General features: G+C 72.8%; 2 protein-coding genes. Both read left to right on the plus strand.

From position 1 onward, the window contains the following. Positions 1-831, plus strand: an 831-nt coding sequence (locus ABZV94_RS41485) for an SDR family oxidoreductase (RefSeq protein ID WP_356350264.1), incomplete at its 5' end; no start/stop codon positions are given. Positions 832-862: 31 nt separating this feature from the next. Then, positions 863-1650 (plus strand): MFS transporter (locus tag ABZV94_RS41490; protein WP_356350267.1); only part of this gene is annotated, 788 nt, incomplete at its 3' end.

Below are 1650 nucleotides of genomic sequence, written 5' to 3' on the forward strand. Positions count from 1 at the left end.
CCCCACTCGCCCCCCACCGTCACCGCACCCGGCGCGCGCGCCGGCCATCACACCGACCGAAGGAACACCATGGGAACGCTCACGGGTAAGACCGCGCTGGTCACGGGTTCCAGCCGAGGCATAGGCCGGGCGACGGCCCTGCGCCTGGCCCGCGAGGGCGCACTCGTCGTCGTGCACTACACCGGCAACGAGGAGGCCGCAGCCGACGTCGTCCGGACGATCGAGACGGAGGGCGGCCGGGCCTTCGCCGTCCAGGCCGAACTCGGCGTCCCCGGAGACGTCCACGACCTCTTCCTCGCCGTGGAGCAGGGCCTGAAGGAGCGCACCGGCGGAACCGACCTGGACATCCTCGTCAACAACGCCGGTGTCATGGGCGGAGTGGCCCCCGAGGACACCACGCCCGAGCTGTTCGACCGGATCATGGCGGTGAACGCCAAGGCCCCGTTCTTCATCATCCAGCGGGCGCTCACGCTCATGCCGGACGGCGGTCGCATCATCAACATCTCCACCGGCCTGACGAAGACCGCCAACCCCCAGGAGATCGCCTACGCGATGAGCAAGGCGGCGGTGGAGATGCTCGCGCTGCACTTCGCCAAGCACCTCGGCCCGCGCGGCATCACGATCAACAGCGTCGCCCCGGGCATCACCCGCAACGGCAACCCGGTCTTCGACATCCCGGAGGCCGTCGAGCAGATGGCGCAGCTGTCGGTCTTCCAGCGCGTCGGCGAACCCCACGACGTCGGCGACATCGTCGCGCTGCTCGCGTCCGACGACGCCCGCTGGATCACCGGCTCCTTCGTCGACGCCAGCGGCGGCACCCTCGTCGGCTGAGCGGACGAGGCCGGGACCAGGGGAGGGGACGATGACACCGACGACGCGCGCGACGGCCGCCGAGGCTGAAACGGCGGGCACCGGTCCGCTCGGCGCCCGCCTGTGGGGGCTGCTGATCGTGCTGGCCGGCAACATGCTCATCGACGCCCTGGAGGTGTCGGTGGCCGTGGTCGCCCTCCCGTCGGTCGGCGCCGACCTGGGACCGGCGCCGACCTCGCTGCACTGGGTGATGAGCGGCTTCGCCATCGGCTTCGGTGCCGTCATCCTCTTCGGCACCCGGCTCGTGGAGCGGCTGGGACGGCGCCGGGTCTACCTGGCCGCCGTCACCGTCTTCGCCGCCGCCTCCCTGGCCGGCGCGCTGGCCACCACCCTGTGGTTCCTGATCCTCACCCGGGTGGTCAAGGGCGTGTGCGCGGCGCTCACCGCCCCCACCGGGCTGTCGATCATCACCACGACGTTCCCGGCGGGTCCCGCCCGCGACCGGGCCGTCTCCGTGTACAGCCTGTTCGGCGCGAGCGGCTTCTCCCTGGGACTGCTGCTGTCGGGCCTGCTGACCGAGGCGAGCTGGCGGTGGACGTTCGCCTTCCCGGCCCCCGTCGCCGCCGCCCTGCTCCTGCTCGGGCTGCGGCTGATCCCCGGGGAACCGCCCGCGGCGCGCGCGGGCCGGCCGTACGAGCTGCCGACCGCGCTCGCCCTGCCCGCCGCGCTGCTGGCGCTGGTGTACGGCATCGGCAGCGTGCCCCGGCACGGCTGGTCCGCGCCGGCCGAGCCGGACAGCCGGATGCGTACGACCTCGGCGACACCGACTACGCGTTCCTC

The sequence above is a fragment of the Streptomyces sp. NPDC004658 genome (genome assembly GCF_040609555.1).
GTDB lineage: Bacteria > Actinomycetota > Actinomycetes > Streptomycetales > Streptomycetaceae > Streptomyces.